The following is a 21,073-nucleotide window of genomic DNA, read 5'->3' as shown; positions in this document are numbered from 1 at the left end:
TCAGGTCGAATGCTTCTTCAACAAACTCAAACGCTTCCGCAGGATCGCCTTGCGCTGCGAAAAGACACTGCCTGCCTTCATGGGCTTCGTCCACCTCGCCTGCGCCATGATCTGGCTACGTTAAATGCAGACAGAACCTAGCGGGTAGGTCGCCGCGGTGCGTGGAACGTGGAGCGAACAGCCGTCCGCGGTTGTCCGTGGCGCGCGATCCGCATCGGGTTCCAGATCCGGCGAAATGTCCAGCGGCGCGAAAGTAAGCCGCAGTGCCTCCGTCCACAATGCCTGCCGTTCCGCGGGATCGACCGCGAGCGAGAGCTGGGTGATGCGGCGCAGCAAGCCGCGGTCGCGGGCACGCTGGTGGGCTTCACGACGCTGCCGCGTCGTGTTGCGGACGCCGATATGGACCGCGGACATGGATGCGGCCGCCAGTGCGAGCATCGGTCCCGCCAAGAACCAGGCAATTAGGACGAGCATGACGTCCAGGGCGACAAGCAGTGCAGTATCGCCGGCGGATAACGTTGCCGCACGCGCCCATGCACCGATCGAGACGAGCCGAGTGCGCGTCACCGCTACCGCCACTCCCAGGTGAATGACCAGCATCAGCGGAAATATGACTGCGGTGGAGATCGGCTGTTCCGTTCGCAGCACTACGGGAAGGATCACGATGCCGACGATGATGGTCATGGTCGTTGCGACCGACGTCGCGATCAGTACGGCCGCGCGCCGCGCGACCGCATCGTGCCGCGCGGCGATCACCTGGGCCGCCAGCAATGCCAGCATGATCGCGAAGATGCCCATGCAGGCGGCACTGATGAACTGATAGGCCCGCGCGACGAGTTCGAACGCCTGCACGACGGCAAATGCAAGGCAGACGACGAGGCCGCCGGCACCCCAGCGTGGCGAGAGAAGCGGCAGTGGGAAACGCGTCAGCATGCCCATCAGCCCGGCGCCGAACAGCATCGACCCGACGCCGTTGGCGGCGAGCAGCCAGCGATAGAATGGGGTGGCCAACGGGGTTTCGCCCGCTATGGCGAGCGGCAAAGCGGCCAAGGCCATCCCGACGCTCATCAGCGCGAATTGCCGGCTGGACCAATCGCGATGACGGACGGTCCAAACCCACAACCCCGACAAGCCGGCGACGATCGCGGTGAACGAGGGCAACCAGAAATGCGGCGCGAGCGTCGCGATCGTGCGCGGCGAGGCCGGGACCGTGTATTTGCGCGCGCGACCCTGCGCGTCGGTGAAGGTGAGCTGCGCCTGCCCGGTTGCAAGCATCCTCGCCAGCATGGATGTGCGCCGCCAGTGTGCGATGTTGGCGGCGTGCCCGATGCGCGGGTCGGTGTCGTCCGCGATCGTCTCGGCTCCAAAGGTGAGCGGGTCGGCCGCGGGCGCGGTGAACGACAGCGGCGTTGCCGCTGCCACAGTGGCGTCCGGTCCCGCCAGCCTGACCATTGCATCGCCGAGCCGGTTGATCGACCGGGCGATCCGCGGCGTCTGCAAGCCGGCGATGAGGCTGGCGAGCGCGCACAGCAGAGTGAGAATGGCGAAGATCCCAAGATAGCGCGACGGCATGACCATGCCCATGGCCGGCCCATCCGTCGCGCGTAGTTCCGTAATCAACGGCCGCCTCCCCCGCTCACCGGATGCCCTGAAGTCCCTCAGTCCTGCAATAGCATTCGAACCGCAGCGACTTCTGCCAGTCGGAAAGGTGCAAGCAGTACGGCACAGGGCGGATCGACGCCGACCAGCACGGGCAACTTTGAGGATGACCGGGTAAACGCAGTCATTACGCTTTCAACGAAACTCCCTTTCTTGAGGAGAGAAACGCCGCCGTTATCTTGTCACTCTGGTCACATGACCCATTTTGCGGCCCGGCCTTGCGTCGCTCTTGCCGTAGAGGTGGAGGTGTGCGCCCGGTTCCGCCAGCGCGGGCGTATAGGGAGCGTGGCCGACGAGGTTCTCCATCGTCACGCGCGTGCCGGTCAGCGCCGTGGTGCCCAGCGGTAGGCCGCAGATCGCGCGGATGTGATTTTCAAATTGCGAGGTTTCGGCGCCCTCGATTGTCCAATGCCCCGAATTGTGGACCCGTGGTGCCATTTCGTTGAATACCGGACCATCGGCGCAGGCGAAGAACTCCGCAGCCATCACGCCGACATAGTCCAGCCGCTCGGCGATGGCGCGGGCCACGCCGATCGCTTCGGCCGCCTGTTCGGCGACCAGCCCGCGCGCGGGTACGGCCGAGGTCGCGAGGATGCCGTCGTGGTGGACGTTTTCGGGGGTGTCCCAGGTGACGATGCTGCCGTCGTGCCCACGGGCGAGCAGCACCGAGAATTCGGCCGCGAAATCGACCCGACGCTCGACGATCGCGGGCACGCCGCCGGCGAACGGGGCGGGGCGACCGAGCGCTTCCCAGGCCGCGTCCGCATCGCCGACCGCGTCGATCCGCACCTGCCCCTTACCGTCATAGCCGAACAGCGTGGTCTTCAGGATCGCGGGGGCGCCGATCTCGCCAAGCGCGGCGGTAAGTTCGGCGGCGCTCGCGACCTCGCGATAGGGCGCGGTGCGGCCGCCGAGTTCGGTCACCAGCGCCTTTTCATTGGGACGGTAGCGCGCGACGTCGAGCGCACGCACCGGCGGCTGGACCGGCGTACGGCCGGACAAATACGCGACCGCATGCGGATCGATATTCTCGAATTCGTAGGTGGCGATGTCGACACGATCGGCAAAGCCGCGCATCGCCTCCGCATCCTCAAACCGCCCCTGCGTCCAGGCGGCGGCGACCTCGGTTGCGGGGCCGGTGGCCTCAGGCGCATAGACGTGGGTTCGATAGCCGAGCTGCGCCGCCGCAATCGCCAGCATCCGCCCGAGCTGACCGCCGCCGAGGATGCCGATCGTCGAACCTGGCAAGATCATTCCGGCGTGTCCGCCACGCCCGCGGTCTGCGCGGCCCGCCACGCCTTCAGCCGTTCGGTGAGCGCCTCGTCAGAAAGCGCCAGGATCGACGCGGCCAGCAGCCCGGCATTGATCGCGCCCGCCTTGCCGATCGCCAGCGTGCCGACCGGCACCCCGCCCGGCATCTGGACGATCGACAGCAGCGAATCCATGCCCTTGAGCGCGTGACTTTCGACCGGTACGCCCAGCACTGGCAAATGCGTCATCGCCGCCGCCATACCGGGCAGGTGCGCGGCGCCGCCTGCGCCTGCGATCACCACCTTCAGCCCGCGCGCCGCTGCCGTCGTCGCATAATCGTAAAGCCGCTGCGGGGTGCGATGCGCGGAGACCACGCGGGTCTCGTACGCCACGCCGAGCGCGTCGAGCGTGCCCGCGGCGTGGCGCATCGTCTCCCAATCGGAGGTGGACCCCATGATGATGCCGACCAGCGTCATGTCCGCGGGTTAGCGAGGGCGGTGGACTGTGGCAATCGCGGGCGGGCGCCCTACCGGCGTCTTATTTGTCCGAACGCAGCAACGTGGTTTCGGCCAGATGTTCGGCCAGGAACCACACCTGTGGCTCGCCGGTGCGGATGACCTCGCTGACGAGCAGGTCGTTAGTGCCATCGTCGCCCGATTCGTCGGCCTGTTCGGCGCCTTCGTGCGCTTCGCGCAGGATCAGTTCGTGCGCCTGGAGCAGGCGGGCGAGCTGGCTGGGGACGTCCTCGCGGCCCTTGGGCGGGCGGGGGATCTTGGTCATCTCGGCGACGTCGTGCGCCATCGCGATGCTGATCCCGCCCAGTGCCATGATCCGCTCGGCGATGGTGTCGACCAGCGCGGCCTGCGCCTCGTAATGCGTGTCGAGAAGCAGATGGAGCTGATAGAAGGTCGCTCCCGACATCTGCCAGTGGTGCTTTTTATACATGTCGCGCAGCGTCATCGTGTCGGCCAGAACCTGGTTGAGGATGGCGACGCTCTGCGCGCGCGCGTTGTCCTCCAGCGCGATCGGCAGGTTCTTGAGCGTGCCGAACGGCTGGATCTCGCGAAATTCGACGTTGTACTGAGGCTGCGCTTCGGTTTTGGGCATTTTCTTGGCCATGATCGGTTCCTGATCTAAGTGTCGCAAGGCGTAGCGCACGGGCGCGGATTTGGTTCGAGGGTCATCCCGTTTTTTCCGCTTCGGCAATCAGCGCCGCGGCGGCTGGCGTGTCCCACTCGTAGCCGCCCGTCATCCGCCACACCTCCCTACCGCGCGCATCGAACAGGATCGTCGTCGGCAGATTGGCCTGGTAGGCCAGGCTGAGACCGAGCTTGGGATCGCGGTACGCGTCGAGCGCGACGCCGCGGCCCTTGAGGAAGGGGGCGACCTTGGCGGCGTCGAGATCCTGCGCGACCGCGATCACGCGGACCTTGCCCGAGCGGGCAAGCGCATCGAGGGTCGGGAGTTCGGCGACGCACGGGCCGCACCAGGTCGCCCAGAGATTGACCAGCACGGGCTTGCCCGCGAATGTGGCAAGCGTGACGGGCTTGCCGTCGGGGGCCTGGAAGGCGAGCGTGGGCGCCGCCTCGCCCTTGTGGCTGCGGTCCAGCTTGTCGGCGGCTTTGACGGGAGCGCCCGTTACCTCGTCGGCGGACGCCGGTGCGACTTCGTCGGCTGCGACGTTTGCCGCGACGTTTGCCACGACGTTTGCTTGTGCCGCCTCTCCCGATTTCCTATCGCAGCCGCCAAGCACCACTAGCGGCAGGAGACAGACGATCAGCGGGCGCGATGTCCTGGGCACGAGCGGTGGCTCCAATTCGATGTGGGGTGGGCGCTTCGCGGAAGGCCCCGCGGCGGTGATGCGTGAGATAAACGCGTCGATCCCCTTCGACAAGCGCATGTGGCGTCAGGATGTCGCCGGATCCAAGGCGCACGTCGCGATGCTGGGCGCACAAGGGATTGTCTCATCCGGGGATGCAGCGATGATCGCCGCCGGGCTGGACCGGGTCGCCGCCGATTACGAAGCGAACGGCGTCGCCGAGGACATGGCGCTCGAAGACATTCACATGCAGACCGAGGCGCGCCTCGCCGAGGCGATCGGCCCGGTCGCGGGGCGGCTGCATACCGCGCGATCGCGCAACGACCAGGTCGCGACCGATTTCCGGTTATGGGTGCGCGATGCGACCGACCAGGTGCTGGCGGCGCTGGAGGGCTTCCGACACGCGCTGCTGACGCGCGCGGAGCAGCATGCCGCGGACGTGATGCCGGGGTTCACCCATCTGCAGAGCGCGCAGCCGGTGACATTGGGGCATCATCTGATGGCCTATGTCGAGATGATCGCGCGCGATTCCGGGCGTTTTCGGGATGCGCGGGCGCGCGCGAACCTGTGCCCGCTGGGGGCGGCGGCGCTGGCGGGGACGGGGTTCGCGATCGACCGCGATGCGACCGCGGCGGCGCTGGGGTTCGACGGGCCGACGCGCAATTCGCTCGATTCGGTCAGCGACCGCGACTTCGCGATCGAATATCTGACCGCGGCGACGCAATGCGCGCTGCATCTGAGCCGGCTGGCGGAGGAATTCGTGTTGTGGGCGTCGCAGCCGTTCGGCTTCGTGGCGTTGAGCGACCAATGGTCGACCGGCAGCTCGATCATGCCGCAGAAGCGCAACCCCGACGCCGCCGAACTGGTGCGCGGCCATGCCGGGCGGATCATGGGGTGCATGACCGCGCTGTGCGTGACGATGAAGGGCCTGCCGCTGGCCTATTCCAAGGACATGCAGGACGACAAGCCGCCGGTGTTCGAGGCGCACGACCTGCTGGCGCTGTCGATCGCGGCGATGACGGGGATGGTCGAGAGCGCGACCTTTCGCATCGACCGCATGCGGGGGCTGGCCGAGAGCGGCTATGCGACCGCGACCGACTTGGCGGACTGGCTGGTGCGCGAGGCCGGGCTGCCGTTCCGCGAGGCCCATCATGTGACCGGGCGTGCGGTGAAGCGCGCGGAAGAACTCGGCGTGGCGCTCGACGCGGTGCCGCTGGCCGATCTGACCGCGATCGACGCGCGGATCGACGCGCGGGTCTATGGCGTGCTGTCGGTCGATGCTTCGGTCGCGAGCCGGACGAGCTTCGGCGGGACGGCGCCTGCCAACGTGCGGGCGGCCGTGCGGGCGGCGAGAGGGGAAAGGTGATAAAGCGCAGCGTCCTTGGCCTGGCGATCCTGCTAACCGGCTGCGGCTCGGCGGCGGGGCTGGCGCCGCGTGCGGGCGAAACGCTGCCGATGGCGCCGCGCGGCGCGCGTGCCAGGCCGACTCCGGCGCAATTGCTGACACCGACCGCGCAGCAGCGACCGCAGCGCGGCGACGAACTGCTGCGCAATTCGCAGGAGCGGCGCTCCGACGACTTCGACCTTCCTCCTCCCGATTGAACGGCACGATGGACCATTTTCATTATCGGGACGGCGTGCTGCACTGCGAAGAGGTGGCGCTGCCGGCGATCGCGCAAGCCGTGGGGACGCCGGTGTACGTCTATTCTGCGGCGACCTTCCGCCGCCACGCGCAGGTGTTTCGCGAGGGGCTGAGCGGGGTGGCGCGCAAGCATCTCGCTTATGCGATCAAGGCCAATCCCAACCTGGCGGTGCTGCGTGTCCTGGCTGATGAGGGCTATGGCGCGGACGTGGTTTCGGGCGGCGAGATGGCGCGCGCGCTGGCTGCGGGGATGCCGGCTGGCGATATCGTGTTCTCGGGCGTGGGTAAGACCCGCGGCGAACTGGGACGGGCGCTAGATGCGGGGATTGGCCAGTTCAACCTGGAACTGGAGGAGGAGGGCGTCGTGCTCGCCGGCCTCGCTGCCGACCGCGGCATGCGCGCTCCCGCGACGTTGCGGGTGAACCCCGATGTCGATGCAGGAACCCATGCCAAGATTTCGACGGGCAGGGCTGAGAACAAGTTCGGGGTGCCGATCGACCAGGCCCCGGCGATGTTCGCAAGGCTTGTGCCGCTGGCAGGACTCGATCTGAAGGGCATCGCGATCCACATCGGCAGTCAGCTCGCCGATCTTGCGCCACTGGAGGCCGCATACCGGCGGATCGGCGCACTCGTCGCTGAACTGCGCGCGGCGGGCCATGCCATCACCCGCGTCGATCTCGGCGGCGGACTCGGCGTGCCCTATCGGCCGGGCGACGTCCTGCCGACGCCTGCCGATTACGGCGCGATGGTCGCCGCGGTGACGCGCGACTGGGACGTCGAGCTGATGTTCGAGCCCGGCCGCGTCATAGCGGGCAATGCGGGCGTGCTGCTGACCGAGGTGGTGTGGGTCAAGCCGGGGGTGACGAACCCCTATGTCATCGTCGACGCGGCGATGAACGACCTCGCCCGCCCCGCGCTGTACGATGCGTATCACGACTTCGTGGCGGTAAAGCCGGACGGCGAACGGATGATAGCCAACATCGCCGGGCCGGTGTGCGAGAGCGGCGACACCTTTGCGATGGGGCGGGAGATCGACCGCGTGGTGTCGGGCGATCTGGCCGTTTTCCGCACTGCGGGGGCTTATGGCGCGACGATGGCCTCGACCTACAACAGCCGTGCGCTGGTGCCTGAAGTGATGGTCGACGGGGACCGATTCGCGGTGGTCGCCGACCGGATCGAGCCGGAGACGATCCTGGCGGCCGAGCGCGTGCCCGCGTGGCTGAAGCCGTGACTCTGCACAGCCTGCCGCTGTTCATGCGGCTGGCGGGGCGTGCGGTGATCCTGCTTGGTGAAGGCGAACCCGCGGACGCCAAGCGGCGGCTGCTGGAGCGCGCAGGCGCGATCGTGTCGGGCGAGGATGCTGCCGCGGCGCTGGCGATCGTCGCGATCGAGGAAGAGGGGGAGGCGGTGGCCGCGGTCGCGCGGCTGAAGGCGCGGGGCGTGCTGGTGAACGCGGTCGATCGCCCGGCCTTGTGCGACTTCACCTTGCCCGCGATCGTCGACCGTGCGCCGGTGCTGGTGGCGATCGGTACGGGGGGCGTGTCGGCCGGGCTGGCGGCGGCGCTGCGGCAGCGGCTGGAGACGCAGTTGCCCGCCACGCTCGGGCGGCTGGCAGATGCGCTGTTCGCGGCGCGCGGCGCCATGCGCGAGCGTTTTCCGGATGGCGCCGAACGGCGGCGGGCATTGGGCCGGGCGCTGGTTCAAGGCGGCGTTCTCGATCCGCTTGGCCCCAGCCCGGATGTCGATTCCTGGCTCGGCGCGGAGGACGCGCGGAGCGGAGCGACGGTCGAGGTCGAACGGATCGTCCTTGCTTCCGGCGACCCTGACGATCTGACGCTGCGTCAGGCGCGGTTGCTCGCCAATGCAGACCGGGTGGTCCATGCTGCCGACGTGCCGCGGGCAATCCTTGACCGCGCCCGTGCCGATGCGGCGCGCTTGACCGCGCTGAGGCAGGACATGCCGGGACTGACGCTGGTGGTGACCATAGCGCGGTGATCCTACCCGCCGCAAGGCTCGGCTATGCCACGGCAGGGAGCATCAGCACCAGCGCGAGCAGGACGGCAGGCAAGGCCCACAGGAGGGTGCCACCCGGCGTGCGCACGGCGGGCGTGGCTTCGCGAAAGAGCGAGGGACCGGCGCCGGCTCGCTTGACCGACGGCGTCATGCCGAAACCTTGCGGCGGACAGAGGTGTCGATCGGCTCGCCTTCGCGGCGTGCGCGCGCGAGGCGGTAGCGCAGCGTGCGTTCGGAAATGCCGAGACGGCGGGCAGTTTCGATCCGGCTGCCGCCACATGCGCGCAGCGTTTCCCGGATCGCGGCGAATTCGCTCATCTGCACGACCTTGCCCAAGGTGCGCGCGCGTTCCGCGTCGGCGCCACGAAGGCTGATGTCTTCGGCGAGCCCGCGGGGTGCGGGGGCGCGATCGAAGACGATGTGGTGGGCGTCGATCGTATCGCCGGCCGCGAACAGCAGCGCGCGCTGAATGACGTTGTCGAGTTCGCGGACGTTGCCGGGCCAATCGTGCGTGCGGAGGAGCTCCATCGCGTGCGCGCCGGGCCAGGGAACCGTGGTCCGCGCGCCGGCATGACGCAGGATCATCGTCGCGGCGAGTGCGGCGATGTCGCCGGGGCGATCGCGCAACGCTCTGGTGGTCAAGGGAAAGACCGCGAGCCGGTAGAACAGATCCGTGCGGAATTTCCCCGCGCTGACTGCGGCCTGAAGGTCACCCCCGGCACAGGCGACGATGCGCACGTCGATCGGCTGCGCCACGCCGGCGCCCAGAGGCACCACCTCGCGCTGCTGGATCGCGCGGAGCAGCTTGGCCTGAAGCGGAAGCGATATCCCGGCAATCTCGTCGAGCAGCAAGGTGCCGCCGTGCGCGGCGCGAAAGCCTCCCTGCGTTCGCGATGCGCCCTTGTCATGGCCAAAGAGCAACGCTTCGAGCATCGTCTCGGACAATGCGGCGCAATTAACGGATACGAAGGGTCCGGTCGAGCGCGGCGAGCGATCGTGGATGAAGCGCGCCAGCACGTCCTTTCCCGTGCCGGCCGGGCCGCTGATGAGGACGGGAATGTCGGTCTGTGCGACGCGCGCCGCCAAGGCGAACAGGGCCAGCGTTTCGGGGTCCGATGCGGCCGGTGCTTCCAGACCGGCGATGAGTGCGTGGGCGAAAGCGTCGCCGGTCGCTGCATCGTTGGGCGAATAGGCGAGACGTGCCGGGTTGCCGCTGCGAAACGGCACGATCTGGCCGTCGCCGCGGCGCGGCTCGCCGATGACGAGGGTGCGCGCGGCAAGCGGGACGTATTCGCCGTGGGCGACCAAGAACAGGTCGTGTCCCGCGGGCTGTGCGCCGCTGCCGATGCGCATCCCCAGCGTCTGCAGCCACGACAGCAAAGCCGGATGGCGCGTGGTGATGGCGGGCGAAGGATGGACTGAGCGCATCGGGCTTCCTCTTGGACGGCCGGAGGATGCGCGGCGGATGGTTAACGCAGCGTAAAGATGCGCCGCCGGGCGGCAAGACCGTTCCGGCTGGTGGCCGCGGCCGTGACGGTCAAAAGAGCCTGGATCCGTCGGGCACCGGTCGATCCGGAGCGATCAGCACGACCCGGCCGTCGGCATCCGGGAAGCCCAGGGTCAGCACCTCCGACATCATCGGACCGATCTGGCGCGGGGGAAAGTTGACGACCGCCGCGATCTGCCGACCGATGAGCGTTTCGGGGGTATAATGTTCGGTGATCTGTGCCGAGGAGCGTTTTCGGCCGAGCGCGCCGAAGTCGATCGTCAGGATGTATGCAGGCTTGCGTGCTCCGGGGAAGCACACCGCAGTGACGATCGTGCCGACGCGGATATCGACAGCCAGGAAATCCTCGAACCCGATCAGAGGCGCGGGCGGTGCAGCGGGATCGGGTATGGCGTGCATCGTTTTGCCCTTAATTCAGAAATCCACATTGTCGTAGTGAGCAGGTGGCGCGACCATTTCCATCCGTTCGGACAGCAACGGGCGGAAGCTCGGGCGGCTTTTCAGTCCGCGATACCAGCGCGCCGTCTGCTCATGACCCTTCCAGTCGATCCCGCCGAGATAGTCGGTCACAGATATCTGTGCCGCTGCCGCTAGATCCGCTAGGCTCATCGTCGCGCCGCCAAGCCAGTTGCGATGGTCGAGCAGGTAATCGGTATAGTCGAGATGGCCGACCGCCGCCTTCATCGCCTCGCGCAATGCCCGCGCATCGGGGGCGGCGCGTTCGGCGACGCGCTTGACCATGCGTTCGTGCAGGAGCGGGCCGGTGACGTCGTTATAGAATTGGGTGTCGAACCAGGTGACCAGCCGCCGGATTTCGGCACGGTTGGCGGCGGTGCCGTTAATCATCGCCGCCTTTTCGACCGTCTCCTCGAAATACTCGCAGATCGCCATCGAATCGATCAGCATGTTCGCCGGGCGGCCGGTGTGGCCCATCACCGGGGTTTGTCCGGCCGGGTTCATGTGAAGAAATTCGTCGCGCCGCGTCCATGGCGATTCGCGCACCAGTTCATAGCCGACGCCCTTCTCGCCGAGCAGCAGCCGGACCTTGCGGGAAAAAGGGCACAGAGGAAATTGGTAGAGCTGCCACATAAGGGTTCGTTAGGCGGGTTGAGAGGTGGGCGGAAGCCGTCGCGCGGACCTTTGCGAACGATTTCGGTGCAGATGACCGCGGTCGCCGGCGGCATGCGCCGCTGGCGCATCATCGCCACGGTTGGCGGGCCGTGGTGAACTGCGCTAGAGGCGTGTCCGCCCTCTACAAACGCGAGCACCCATGTACATCGTGATATCCCTGGTCGATTTCCTGCTGATGATCCTGAACTGGGTCATCGTCGCGCAGGTTGTGGTGTCGTGGCTCGTGGCGTTCAACGTGGTCAATCGCCATAGCGCCTTCGTCAGCACGATGCTGCGCGCGCTCGACACCATTACCGAGCCGCTCTATCGGCCGCTGCGCCGTATCCTGCCGGACTTCGGCGGACTCGATTTCGCGCCGTTGGTCGTCCTCCTCGTGGTGTTCTTCCTGCGCTCGCGCGTCGTGCCGTATCTCTACGTCGTGACGGCGACGCCCGCGGCGATCTGAGCGCCGCCGTGACCGCCACGATCATCGACGGCAGGGCGCAGGCCGCCGCCCTTCGCGCGACCGTCGCCGGGGGAGTGGCCGCGTTCGTAGCTGCCCGCGGGAGGACGCCAGGATTGGCTGTGGTGCTGGTCGGCGAAGACCCTGCTTCCTCGGTCTATGTGCGATCCAAGGGGCGGGCCACGCGCGAGGCGGGAATGGTCGGCTTCGAGCACCGACTGGCGGCAGATACGACCGAGACTGTGCTGCTTGCACTGGTCGCACAGCTGAACGCCGACCCGGCGGTCGACGGCATCCTCGTCCAGCTGCCGTTGCCGGCGCATATCGACACGGCACGCGTGATCGAGGCGATCGACCCCGACAAGGATGTCGATGGCTTCCACCCCGTCAACGCGGGGCGGCTGGCGACAGGACTACCCGGCTTCGTGCCGTGCACGCCACTGGGATGCCTGATGCTGCTGCGTGGCGTCCACTCGCATCTGGCCGGACTGGAGGCGGTGGTCGTCGGCCGGTCCAACATCGTCGGCAAGCCGATGGCGCAATTGGTGCTCGCCGAAAGCTGCACCGTCACGGTCGTCCACAGCCGGACCCGCGACGCCCGCGCGCACGTCCGCCGCGCCGACATCGTGGTGGCGGCGGTGGGGATTGCGGGGTTCATCGGCGGTGACTGGATCAAGCCCGGCGCGACCGTGATCGACGTGGGCATCAACCGCACCGACGAAGGCCTTGTCGGCGACGTGGATTTCGCGAGCGCTGCGGCCATCGCCGGCGCGATCACGCCGGTGCCGGGCGGGGTAGGTCCGATGACGATCGCCTGCCTGATCCGCAACACCTATGTCTCCGCCTGCCGCCGCGAAGGTGTGGCGGTGGAGAAGGGGCTGTGATCGAGCTCTACATCTCCTCGCTCATCACCTTTTTCGTCGTGATCGACCCGCCGGGATGCGCACCGATCTATGCCGGACTATCGTCGGGGGCGAGCGCCGTTCAGCGTCGCGCGATGGCGGTGCGTGCCGTCGGCGTCGCGGCGGCGATCCTACTGGTGTTCGCCTTGTTCGGCGAAGATCTGCTGAAAGGTCTCGGCATCAGTCTTGCCAGCTTCCGGATCGCTGGCGGGATCATGCTGTTCCTGATCGCGCTGGAAATGGTGTTCGAGAAGCGTACCCAGCGCCGCGAGGATCGAGCAGCCAGGATCGCCGAGACACCCGAGGTCGAGGACGTGTCGATCTTTCCCATGGCGATGCCGATGATCGCGGGACCGGGCTCCATCGCCAGCGTAATGCTGCTGATGGCGCGCAACGATGGGCTGGAGCGCTCGGCCGTGGTGCTGGCCGCACTGGCGACGATCCTGGCGTTGACGCTGGTAGCGCTGCTCGCGGCCGGGCCGATCATGCGGGTGCTTGGCGCGCGGATCGAGGCGGTCATCACCCGGCTGCTCGGCGTGCTGCTGGCCGCACTTGCGGTGCAGTTCGTGATGGACGGGTTGCAGGTGAGCCTGCGCTAATCGATCCGGAACAGCCTCAGCGGAGATTTCGCCGGCAGCGGCATGGGGGTGAGCCAGGCGGGCGTCTTCCCACGCGCCATCCGGTCGTAGAAGCCGCCGGGGTTGCGGGCTCGGTAGATCGTCGACTCGGCCATGTTGGGGCACAGCAGCAGCAACGTCGCACCGTGGCGCTTCATGATCGCACGCGCTTCATCCGGCGAGCGGCTGAAGGCGTGCTGCACGTCCAGGATCGCGGTGCCGTTGCGATGGTACGGCCCCGCGATCGCCGAATGGTGGGTCAGTGTGATGAGGCGCGGGCCGAGATCGTTGAAGGTGAAAATCGTCTGCGCCGGGTAGCGGTTCAGCACGGACAGCGAGGGCAGCGAGGCGCAGCGTGCATTGGCGCGATTCACCCGTTGCACATAGGCGCTGGGCCGATCGATCGGCAGCCAGCGGACGATGAGCCCGGCGAACAGCCCCGACACGATCAGCGCGGCGCCGACGGTGCCGAACACCCGCACCGGCAACGCGCGGTGATTGAGCACCAGCGGGATCAACACCCAGGCCAGCGCGGTGGCGCTGGGCACCGCGAGCAATTGCGCGGCCGGCCCGGCACGCGCCTGCCACAGGAGCATCAGCGTGGCGAACAGCGCGAACAACGCGACCACAGCCCAGCCACGCAGCCGCGCGGGATCGCGGCGCGCCATCCACAGCGCCAACCCCGCGCCGAGCAGCCCGACGATCGGCAGCGTCACGATCGGGAAAGCCGTGCGGAACGGGTGTTTGTAGATCGGCTTGGCCTCGCGCACGTTGTCGAGCCAGATGCGCTGAAGTTCGGGCGATACGCCTTCCAGACGGCCGAGGCATTGTGGGAAGAAGTGGACGTAGCCCGCAACGATCGCGATGGCTGCGACGACCCCGAGTATCAAACGCGCAGCGCGGGACTCCGGGTTGGCGAGTGCGAGCACCAGCAGCAGCGCGCCGCCCGCGACGACGACCGATAGCCACACCGGGGTCAGTGCATCGCAGCGCATCGCCTGATTGGCGATCGACGCGAAGCCGCCGAAGCCCGCCGCGGTGCCGCCGCCCAGCGTCACCGCATAGACCGCAAGGCGCCGCGATTCCTCTCGGTCCCAGACCCAGCGCAGGGTGATGATCGCGCCCGCCATCGCGGCATAGGGCAGCAGTTCCAGGCCGATCGCCAGGCTGACCGCACTGGCCAGCCCGACCATCGCCCCGCCGCGTGCCGCCCGCGGGTCGCAGAGCCCGGCGAGCGTCAGGCTGAGCATCGCGAGTTGCCAACCGTGGTGGTCGATGCGATCCGGCATGAACATGAGCATCGTCGCGGAGGTGGCGAGCAGCAGCACGATCGCCAGCGGCCACGCCAGCGGATGTACCAGCCGCCGTACGGTGGCGCCGAGGCCAAGCATCGTCAGCGACAAGGGGATCAGCGGCGCGATCCCACATGCCAGCTTTTCGGCCATGAGATCGCTGGTGAACAGGCGGAAGAAGAGAGTCAGCCCCGCGATCGGCAGGTCGACGATGCGGCTCCAGTGGATGTCGAAGCCCGCGGGCGGGTTCAGCCGGTATTGGCGCAGGTCGTACCATCCCTGGCCGTTCAGCCATGCGCGCACCTGCATCAGGCGCATGTTGTCGTCGGTGTCCCCGAGCGCGAGCCAGTAGATGCGCGCCCAATGATCCCAGACGAACCACGCGGCGATCACTGCCCAGGCAAGCAGCGTCAGTCCAATCCAGTGGCGGGCGAGATCGCGACGCATCTCGGCGATCCAGCCCGCACCAACGCCCGTTTCCGCTTCCCTCACACGCCTACCCGCTCTAACGCCCCGGCGTTCTCCGGGGGCTTGGGCGTGGCTCTAGGCCCGGCAGCGTAAAGGGCAAGGTCGCGGGTGCTGGCGAAGATCGATCACTGGCGAACGTCGGGCGTGCTGGGGCAGCTGTTGCGCTTCGGGATCACCGGCGTCGCGGTGACAGTGTTCTATGCAGCGGTTTATTGGCCGCTGGCGACCTATGTGATGAACCCCAATCTGGCGGTTCTTGTCGCCTTCGTGGCCGCCACCATCGTCGGGCGGTTCGCGCATGGCGCGGTTAGCTTCAAGGGCCACGGGTCGCGCGACCGCAGCACGGTAGTGAAGTTCTTCATTGTCCAGGGACTGGGGCTGCTGCTCAACCAAGGGTTTACCTGGGCGCTGGTGACGGGACCGTTCCTGCATGGGCCGACATGGTGGCCGCTGGTGCCCGCCGTATTCCTCGTGCCGCTCGTCACCTTCGGGCTGCAACGCAACTGGGTATTCGCCTGATGGATCAGATCGTCCACCAACGCATGGCGGAGCACGATTCGACGCACTGGTGGTATCGCGCGCGGCGCGACATCTTGCGCGACTATCTGACCCGTTACGGCGGCTTGCCGGAGCAGGCGCGGATACTGGAGATCGGTTGCGGCACCGGGCACAATCTCGGCATGCTGGCGGCGTTTGGCACGGTGGAGGCGATCGAGATCGACGAGGGATCGCGGACGATCGCCGCCGGGCGGCTGGGGCGCGCGGTGGGCGACGCGCCGCTGCCCGCATTGCCCGGCGTTTCGCGCGGCGCCTATGATCTGGTCGCGGTGCTCGACGTGGTCGAGCATATCGAGGACGATGTGGCCGCATTGGCGGCGATGAAGACGCTTCTGAAGCCCGGCGGTAAAATTCTCATCGCGGTGCCCGCGCATGCCTGGCTGTGGAGCGCGCACGATGTCGTCAATCACCACCATCGCCGCTATTCCAAGAAGACGCTGGCGGCGGCGATCCACGCGGCGGGACTGCGGCCCGAAAAGCTGCGCTGGTTCAATTCGCTGCTGTTCCCGCTGGCCGCGGCGGCGCGGATCGCCGGGCGGCTGGCGGGGCGCGACGATAGCGACGATTCTCCGCCGCCGGGGCCGGTGAACGCGCTGTTCGAGCGGATATTCAGGCTGGAGCGGCATCTGGTCGGCAGGGTGCCGATGACGCCCGGCGTATCACTGGTGACGTTGGCGGTGGCTGAATAGCCATTCCGCGCCTGACCTCACGCTTCGCCACCTTCGCCGTCTTTTCGCTTTCCCGGCGGGAGAGGGATGGATGAGGGCGGCACGGACATCCCCTTTTCCCGAAACCCCAGCGTCGCCTTGCCCTGCACCGGCCCCGCGACATCTGCGACCAGATATAACGGCCGCCGTTTCGCCTCGATATACAGGCGCCCCAGATACTCGCCGATCATCCCGAGTACGAACATCTGGATCGAACTGAGCACGACCACGACGAGCATCGTCGATGTCCAGCCCTGCACCGGCGACCCTTGGAAAAAGCCCCATGCGATGTAGAAGAGCAGCAGGAGCGAACAGCCCGCGAGGATGACCGACGCATGGCTGGCGAAGCGCAACGGAGCGGTCGAGAAGCCGGTGACTGCATCGAAGGCGAGACCCAGCATCTTGCCCAGCGGGTAGCTGGTGTCGCCTGCATGCCGTTCGGCCCGATCGTAGGCGAAGGGCACCTGACGAAACCCGATCCAGGCGACCATGCCGCGGATGAAGCGCGCCTGTTCGGGCAGGCTCAGCAATGCGTCGAGCGCCCGCCGGCTGATGAGCCGGAAATCGCCCGCGTCAAGCGGGATCGGCGTGTCGGTCATCCGGTCCAGCAAGCGATAGAAGATCGCCGCGGTCGCGCGCTTGAACAGTGTCTCGCCCTCGCGCTTGCGGCGCACCGCATAGACCACGTCGGCGTCCTGCGCGGCCATCGTCGCACGCATGTCGGCCAGCAGTTCGGGAGGATCCTGCAGGTCGGCGTCGATGATGAGCACCTGGGCCCCCGCGCACAGATCCAGCCCCGCGGTGAGCGCCAGTTGGTGGCCGTGATTGCGCGACAGGTTGATCGCGACCAGCCGCGGGTCGGCGGCGGCCATGCGCTGCATCACCGCCCAGCTGTCGTCACGGCTGCCGTCGTTGACCAGCACGATCTCGTAATCGTCGCCCACCGCCGCGCGCGCCGCGGCAGACACGCGCGCGTGGAGAACCTCCAGGCACGCAGCCTCGTTATAGCAGGGTACGACGACCGAAAGCGCGGGGCGGTGCATGGATGCGCCTTAGCTGGCGGGTGGGGGGATGGGAACGTCTTTGGCAAGTTGCCGTCGAAGGGCGTCAGACGTCCTGCACCAGGCGGCTGTAAAGTTCGGGTCGCCGATCGCGGAAGAACCCGAAGGCGGCGCGGTGGCGCTTGACGATGTCGAGGTCGATCGTCGCCGTGATGACGCCCTCGTCCGCGCGGCCGAGTTCGGCGAGGATGTCGCCGCGTTCGTCGCAGATGAAGCTGGTGCCGTAGAAGGTCTGGTCGTGCTCCACCCCAATGCGGTTCGCCGCGACAATGGGGACGACGTTGCTGACCGCATGGCCGACCATCGCGCGGCGCCACAGCCGCGCGGTGTCGAGCGAAGTGTCATGCGGCTCGCTGCCGATCGCGGTGGGATAGAACAATATCTCGGCGCCCATCAGCATCATCGCGCGCGCAGTTTCGGGATACCATTGGTCCCAGCACACGCCGACGCCGAATTTTACCGGGCCGTCCCACACCTTGAAGCCGGTGTTGCCGGGGCGGAAGTAGAATTTCTCCTCATAGCCTGGGCCATCGGGGATGTGGCTCTTGCGATAGACGCCGCGGACCGCGCCGTCCGGCCCGATCATCGCCAGGCTGTTATAGTGATGCGGGCCATCCGCCTCGAAGAAGCTGGTGGGTATCCACACCTTTAGTGCTTCGGCGAGCGCCTGCATCGCCAGCACCGCCTTGTGCTCGGTGACCGGCGCGGCCTGCGCGAACAGCCCCTCGTCCTCGACCCGGCAGAAATACTCGCCTTCGAACAGTTCGGGCGGCAGGATCACCTGCGCCCCCTTAGCGGCGCCCTCGCGGATCAGTCGTGAGACGTGGGCGATGTTGCGGTCGATGTCGGGGGTGAAGCCGCACTGGATCGCGGCGACGGTGATCTGGGTCATGGCGTTCAGATAGGGGCGCGGGTGGCCTGCGTCACCTCGGAACCTGCTGGCTGATGCAGTGGAAACTGCCGCCGCCGGTCAGGATGTGGTCGGCGCGCAGGCCGACGACCTGGCGGGCGGGGAAGATCGCCTGGATCGCGGCCACAGCCGCGTCGTCATTCGGGGCGCCGTAGATCGGCACGACGACGGTCGCGTTGCCGATGTAGAAGTTCATGTAGCTCGCAGGCACGACCTCTCCATCGCGCAGCACGCGGCCGGGCGACGGGATATCGACCAAGTGCAGCCCGGCGGCGTGGGCGCGGGTGCGTGCGTCCCGATATACCTGCTCGTTGGGATCCTCATCGCTCGCCTGAGGGATCGCAAGCCGTCCCTCGCCGACGAAGCGCGCCAGATTGTCGATATGGCCGTCGGTATGGTCGTTGAACAGGCCCTCGCCGAGCCACACGGCCTTGGTCAGACCGAGATCGGCGGCGAGCCGCTCCTCAATCTCGGCTCGGCTGAGATGTGGGTTGCGGTTGCGGTTGAGCAGGCATTGTTCGGTGGTGACGACCAAGCCGGTGCCGTCGCCCTCGATCGCGCCGCCTTCCAGCACCCAGTCGTACGACCCGATCGTCAACCCGCGCGCATGCGCCAGTTGCATACCGATCGTGTCGTCGCCGGGCAGGTCGTATTTCCCGCCCCAGCCATTGAAGCGGAACGTCCGCCCCTCGTGTGCCGACAGCAGGATCGGCCCGGTATCGCGCAGCCAGATGTCGCCAAACGGCGCGACGACGATTTCGGCGAAGTCCGCCATCATCCGCGCAGCGCTTGCCGCGTCTTTATCGGCGCAGACCAGTAGTACCTGCTCGCCGCGCCCACCGGCATGAACCGCGCGTGCGAACGCGACGACTTCCGCGCGCGCCGCGTCGAGATCGTCGAGCCACAGGTCCGGGTGGCTCGGAAAGCCGATCCATACGGCGGCATGCGGCGCCCATTCGGCGGGGGGCGGCATCATCGCGCGGGACGGCTCTTGTCGCGAATAGCTCGAAATTCGCTCGTCTTGTACCAAGTGGGCCAGAGATTGACGTCATCGGCAAGCTTGCGACCAAGTGCGTAATACACCTGCAAGTCCTGCACCGCCCCGGACCAGTCCCAGTTCGGCTGATATTCATCCTGAGGCTTGTGATAGCGGTTGGCGATGTAATCGAGCGTGGCGGCATGGCCCGCCGCGGTGCCGCCCTTCACCAGATCTTCCCCCGACGCGCCCGACAGCATAGGCACGCCGAGCTTGGCGAAGCTGAAATGGTCGGAGCGGAAGTAGCCGCCACGCTCGGGGTTTGGCTCGGGGCTGATAGTGCGCCCGCCCGCCGCGACGATCGGCTTGGCCAGATCCTCGATCTCCGATTTGCCTGCGGCTTCCAGCACGAAGTCCTTCGACGCGCCATCGACGTTGAGTACGTCCATGTTCACCCCGCCGACCGTACTGGCAAGCGGATAGACCGGATGCTCGGCGTAATAGCGCGAGCCGAGCAGCCCGGATTCCTCGGCGGTCACCGCGAGGAACACCATGGAGCGTTTGGCGGCGCCTGCCTTGGCCTGTGCTTCGGCCAGCGCGATCAGGCCCGCGATGCCGCTCGCGTTATCGACCGCGCCATTGCAGATGTCGTCTCCGTCGACGGCGTCGCAGCGGCCGATATGATCCCAATGTGCCGAATAGAGGACGACGTCCTTCGGCGCCGTCGTACCAGGCAGGATGCCGACGACGTTCTGCGAAGCCTGCCGTCGTATGGTGTTGGCGAAACCGGTACTCAGCTTCAGCCCGAGCGGCACCGCGCGAAAACCCTTCGTTTGGGCCGCCGTGGTGAGCGCCGCCAAGTCCTTGCCCGCGCTCGCGAACAGCTTCAGCGCGGCGGCCTGCTGAATCCAGCCGACCACCTGACTTTGATCCAGGTGATCGCCCCTCTCGTCGAGTTCCAGTTGCGGGCCGGTCCACGACGATTGGACTACCGGCCAGCCGTAGGCGGCGGGCTCGGTCTGGTGGACGATGATCGCGGCGGCGGCGCCGTGCCTGGCGGCATTCTCGAACTTGTAGGGCCAGCGACCATACCAGGTCATCGCGCGACCTTCGAATGGGCCTTCGCGCCCGGCGGTCTGCCAGTCGGCATCGTTCACCAGGACGACGACGGTCTTGCCACGGACGTCGAGGCCGGCATAATCATCCCAGCCCTGCTCGGGCGCGGTGATGCCGTAGCCGACGAAGACGACCTCGCTGTCCTTCACCGCGATCCGCGGCACGACGCGATAGGTGCCGGCAACCATATCGGTGCGATAGTCGAGGCTGACGGTTTCCCGCCCGCCAGTGAAGACGAATGGCTTCACGTCGGTGGCCGTGACCTCCACCATCGGCACGTCCTGGGTCCATTTGCCAGCGTTGCCCGGCTTCAGGCCTGCGGCCTTCATCCGTTCGACGATATACGCCACCGTCTTTGCCTCCGCCGGCGTGGTCGGCGCGCGGCCCTCGTAAGCGTCGGAGGAGAGGGTCTGCGTGACGGTCTTAAGGGTTTCGACCGGAATGGCGGGAGGTGGAGCATTCTGCGCCGGTGCGGCGGTTGCGCAGAGGAGGAGCGGCAGAGCGGGATACAGGTGCATGGAATTGACTTCCCGATGAGTTCAGGCGCGGGGTTTGGCAGCGGTGTCCGAGCCGCGCAAGGGCGTGCTTGCAACCCTACCTTGGGTGATTAGTGTGCGGGTAGGGGGAGAAAACCAAATGAAGACAACGAAATTCGCAGCGTTGCTGATGGCGACTACGGCTGCATCGGCGGGTGCGCAGAACAAGGATGCCGCATCGTTTGGCGCACGGGAGAATATCCAGCAGATCAGCCTGTCGCCCGACGGCACCCATGTCGCAATGATCATGCCGATGGCCGGACAGGCTTCCGCGGTGTTCGTCGTCGATACCGTCGCGGGCGGCGTGCCCAAGCCGATCCTGCAATGGGACTGTCGGGATTTCCGTGTGCGGGCGGGCATAATGGGTGTGAGGAGTTCCCCCTATGTCACGACGCAAAGAGCCTGCGATACCGAACGAGTTGCTGGACCAGTTGCTGGCGGGTGGTGCCGCCAGCGCGGCATTTGA

General features: G+C 67.2%; 24 protein-coding genes and 1 pseudogene. 11 read left to right on the top strand and 14 right to left on the bottom strand.

What is annotated here, in order from left to right:
- Positions 1-124 (top strand): annotated as a pseudogene (locus VF643_RS11850) (IS5/IS1182 family transposase); the annotation flags it as partial.
- On the opposite strand, the gene VF643_RS11845 reads toward VF643_RS11850, so the two are convergent.
- The 5 genes from VF643_RS11845 to VF643_RS11825 form a co-directional block, all read right to left on the bottom strand.
- The gene (locus tag VF643_RS11845; RefSeq protein ID WP_331043598.1) at positions 121-1,584 is read right to left on the bottom strand and encodes a hypothetical protein; all 1,464 of its coding nucleotides are present in this window, start codon (positions 1,582-1,584) and stop codon (positions 121-123) included. The pseudogene VF643_RS11850 and the gene VF643_RS11845 sit on opposite strands and share 4 nt — an antisense overlap.
- A 249-nt stretch (positions 1,585-1,833) precedes the next feature.
- Complete coding sequence (locus VF643_RS11840; RefSeq protein WP_331043597.1) at positions 1,834-2,913, bottom strand: 5-(carboxyamino)imidazole ribonucleotide synthase; 1,080 nt, start codon at positions 2,911-2,913, stop codon at positions 1,834-1,836.
- A complete protein-coding gene (purE, locus tag VF643_RS11835; protein WP_331043596.1) occupies positions 2,910-3,386 on the bottom strand; it encodes a 5-(carboxyamino)imidazole ribonucleotide mutase in 477 nt (158 codons plus the stop codon). The genes VF643_RS11840 and purE overlap by 4 nt, the downstream gene beginning before the upstream one ends.
- Positions 3,387-3,447: 61 nt before the next feature.
- The gene (locus VF643_RS11830) at positions 3,448-4,029 is read right to left on the bottom strand and encodes a DNA starvation/stationary phase protection protein (protein ID WP_331043595.1); all 582 of its coding nucleotides are present in this window, start codon (positions 4,027-4,029) and stop codon (positions 3,448-3,450) included.
- Between the two features lie 61 nt (positions 4,030-4,090).
- A complete protein-coding gene (locus VF643_RS11825; RefSeq protein WP_331043594.1) occupies positions 4,091-4,612 on the bottom strand; it encodes a TlpA disulfide reductase family protein in 522 nt (173 codons plus the stop codon).
- 118 nt (positions 4,613-4,730) lie between these two features.
- On the opposite strand from VF643_RS11825, the gene argH reads away from it, so the two are divergent.
- From argH to VF643_RS11805, 4 genes are read left to right on the top strand one after another with little or no spacing between them, the layout of a single operon-like run.
- Positions 4,731-6,095 (top strand): argininosuccinate lyase, encoded by a 1,365-nt coding sequence (argH, locus tag VF643_RS11820; protein ID WP_331043593.1) that lies wholly within the window; start codon positions 4,731-4,733, stop codon positions 6,093-6,095.
- A complete protein-coding gene (locus VF643_RS11815) occupies positions 6,092-6,331 on the top strand; it encodes a hypothetical protein (protein WP_331043592.1) in 240 nt (79 codons plus the stop codon). The genes argH and VF643_RS11815 overlap by 4 nt, the downstream gene beginning before the upstream one ends.
- A gap of 8 nt (positions 6,332-6,339) precedes the next feature.
- Positions 6,340-7,602: a diaminopimelate decarboxylase gene (gene lysA, locus VF643_RS11810; protein WP_331043591.1), complete on the top strand. Its 1,263-nt coding sequence runs from the start codon at positions 6,340-6,342 to the stop codon at positions 7,600-7,602.
- A complete protein-coding gene (locus tag VF643_RS11805; RefSeq protein ID WP_331043600.1) occupies positions 7,599-8,366 on the top strand; it encodes a precorrin-2 dehydrogenase/sirohydrochlorin ferrochelatase family protein in 768 nt (255 codons plus the stop codon). The genes lysA and VF643_RS11805 overlap by 4 nt, the downstream gene beginning before the upstream one ends.
- Positions 8,367-8,388: 22 nt before the next feature.
- On the opposite strand, the gene VF643_RS11800 is transcribed toward VF643_RS11805, so the two are convergent.
- From VF643_RS11800 to VF643_RS11785, 4 genes are all read right to left on the bottom strand, one after another.
- Positions 8,389-8,535 carry a hypothetical protein gene (locus VF643_RS11800; RefSeq protein ID WP_331043590.1) on the bottom strand — a complete coding sequence of 49 codons (147 nt, stop codon included), beginning with the start codon at positions 8,533-8,535 and terminating at the stop codon, positions 8,389-8,391.
- A complete protein-coding gene (locus VF643_RS11795; protein WP_331043589.1) occupies positions 8,532-9,812 on the bottom strand; it encodes a sigma-54 dependent transcriptional regulator in 1,281 nt (426 codons plus the stop codon). Before VF643_RS11795 ends, VF643_RS11800 begins: the two co-directional genes overlap by 4 nt.
- Positions 9,813-9,921: 109 nt before the next feature.
- A complete protein-coding gene (locus tag VF643_RS11790; protein WP_331043588.1) occupies positions 9,922-10,290 on the bottom strand; it encodes a tRNA-binding protein in 369 nt (122 codons plus the stop codon).
- A gap of 15 nt (positions 10,291-10,305) precedes the next feature.
- Positions 10,306-10,980 carry a glutathione S-transferase family protein gene (locus VF643_RS11785; protein WP_331043587.1) on the bottom strand — a complete coding sequence of 225 codons (675 nt, stop codon included), beginning with the start codon at positions 10,978-10,980 and terminating at the stop codon, positions 10,306-10,308.
- Positions 10,981-11,161: 181 nt separating this feature from the next.
- Here VF643_RS11785 and VF643_RS11780 point away from each other — a divergent pair, with 181 nt between their 5' ends.
- Genes VF643_RS11780 through VF643_RS11770 form a run of 3 tightly spaced genes read left to right on the top strand, consistent with a single transcriptional unit; the run spans position 11,162 to position 12,965 of the window.
- Positions 11,162-11,467 (top strand): YggT family protein, encoded by a 306-nt coding sequence (locus tag VF643_RS11780; protein ID WP_331043586.1) that lies wholly within the window; start codon positions 11,162-11,164, stop codon positions 11,465-11,467.
- A gap of 8 nt (positions 11,468-11,475) precedes the next feature.
- The gene (folD, locus tag VF643_RS11775) at positions 11,476-12,348 is read left to right on the top strand and encodes a bifunctional methylenetetrahydrofolate dehydrogenase/methenyltetrahydrofolate cyclohydrolase FolD (RefSeq protein WP_331043585.1); all 873 of its coding nucleotides are present in this window, start codon (positions 11,476-11,478) and stop codon (positions 12,346-12,348) included.
- Positions 12,345-12,965, top strand: a complete 621-nt coding sequence (locus tag VF643_RS11770; RefSeq protein ID WP_331043584.1) for a MarC family protein — start codon at positions 12,345-12,347, stop codon at positions 12,963-12,965. The genes folD and VF643_RS11770 overlap by 4 nt, the downstream gene beginning before the upstream one ends.
- On the opposite strand, the gene VF643_RS11765 is transcribed toward VF643_RS11770, so the two are convergent.
- Positions 12,962-14,722, bottom strand: a complete 1,761-nt coding sequence (locus VF643_RS11765) for an AcrB/AcrD/AcrF family protein (protein ID WP_331043583.1) — start codon at positions 14,720-14,722, stop codon at positions 12,962-12,964. The two genes, VF643_RS11770 and VF643_RS11765, sit on opposite strands and share 4 nt — an antisense overlap.
- Before the next feature lie 129 nt (positions 14,723-14,851).
- On the opposite strand from VF643_RS11765, the gene VF643_RS11760 reads away from it, so the two are divergent.
- Together VF643_RS11760 and VF643_RS11755 are read left to right on the top strand one after the other, a co-directional pair.
- Positions 14,852-15,262, top strand: a complete 411-nt coding sequence (locus VF643_RS11760; RefSeq protein ID WP_331043582.1) for a GtrA family protein — start codon at positions 14,852-14,854, stop codon at positions 15,260-15,262.
- Complete coding sequence (locus VF643_RS11755; RefSeq protein ID WP_331043581.1) at positions 15,262-15,990, top strand: class I SAM-dependent methyltransferase; 729 nt, start codon at positions 15,262-15,264, stop codon at positions 15,988-15,990. The genes VF643_RS11760 and VF643_RS11755 overlap by 1 nt, the downstream gene beginning before the upstream one ends.
- A 17-nt stretch (positions 15,991-16,007) precedes the next feature.
- Here the strand turns inward: VF643_RS11755 and VF643_RS11750 are convergent, their stop codons facing one another.
- The 4 genes from VF643_RS11750 to VF643_RS11735 all read right to left on the bottom strand — a co-directional run bounded on the left by VF643_RS11750 (position 16,008) and on the right by VF643_RS11735 (position 20,589).
- Positions 16,008-17,051: a glycosyltransferase family 2 protein gene (locus VF643_RS11750; RefSeq protein WP_331043580.1), complete on the bottom strand. Its 1,044-nt coding sequence runs from the start codon at positions 17,049-17,051 to the stop codon at positions 16,008-16,010.
- A gap of 64 nt (positions 17,052-17,115) precedes the next feature.
- Positions 17,116-17,961, bottom strand: coding sequence for an N-carbamoylputrescine amidase (gene aguB / locus VF643_RS11745; protein ID WP_331043579.1), 846 nt, complete (start codon positions 17,959-17,961; stop codon positions 17,116-17,118).
- A gap of 31 nt (positions 17,962-17,992) precedes the next feature.
- Positions 17,993-18,952: an agmatine deiminase family protein gene (locus VF643_RS11740; RefSeq protein WP_331043599.1), complete on the bottom strand. Its 960-nt coding sequence runs from the start codon at positions 18,950-18,952 to the stop codon at positions 17,993-17,995.
- Entirely contained in the window at positions 18,952-20,589 is a 1,638-nt protein-coding gene (locus tag VF643_RS11735) for a M28 family peptidase (protein ID WP_331043578.1), read from the bottom strand. The genes VF643_RS11740 and VF643_RS11735 overlap by 1 nt, the downstream gene beginning before the upstream one ends.
- Positions 20,590-20,623: 34 nt before the next feature.
- Here VF643_RS11735 and VF643_RS11730 point away from each other — a divergent pair, with 34 nt between their 5' ends.
- Positions 20,624-21,073 (top strand): hypothetical protein, encoded by a 450-nt coding sequence (locus tag VF643_RS11730; protein ID WP_331043577.1) that lies wholly within the window; start codon positions 20,624-20,626, stop codon positions 21,071-21,073.

Origin of the sequence: Sphingomonas sp. (assembly GCF_036387595.1) — a bacterium.
In the GTDB taxonomy this organism is placed as follows: domain Bacteria; phylum Pseudomonadota; class Alphaproteobacteria; order Sphingomonadales; family Sphingomonadaceae; genus Sphingomonas.
The sequence above is the reverse complement of the archived record's forward strand: the minus strand, read 5'-3'. Positions and strand labels throughout refer to the sequence as shown.